Annotated in this window: 1 protein-coding gene; it reads right to left on the reverse strand. The window is 63.8% G+C overall.

Annotated features, from left to right (window positions below):
• A partial coding sequence (locus KW836_RS28210; RefSeq protein ID WP_218345308.1) for a hypothetical protein occupies positions 1 to 426 on the reverse strand: 426 nt, incomplete at both ends.

Here is a 426-nt window from a genome sequence, read left to right on the forward strand (position 1 = left end):
GGATGATCAGATCATTGCTCGTCGACTTGCCAGCCAGGTCGGTGACCTTGACCGTGAAGTTGTCGCGAACCGAGTCATCGCCCGCCGAGTGGTTATCGGCGCCGCCCGTTTCCTTGTACGAGTAGGAAATGACGCCGGTCGCAGCGTTGTAGCCCGTGACAGTCAGGATGCCCTTGTCGGTGGTGATGACGACCGGGTTGGCGGCAGAGGCGCCAGTCACATCGCGGCCAGCCACGGTGACGGCGGTTATGCCAGCTTCCGCCGACACGCCAACCGAACCCGTGACGGTTGCACCGGAGGCTTCCACCACGCTGTTGTGCGCGCTGGTGACGTTGCCGTCAGAGTCCACCGGGGTGACGACCGGAGGACCGTCGGTTTGGCCGTTGATCGTGATGGTCAGCACCGCTTCGCTCTTGTCGCCGTCCG

Origin of the sequence: Achromobacter sp. ACM05 (genome assembly GCF_019218915.1) — a bacterium.
GTDB classification, from domain to species: Bacteria; Pseudomonadota; Gammaproteobacteria; order Burkholderiales; family Burkholderiaceae_B; genus Achromobacter; species Achromobacter animicus.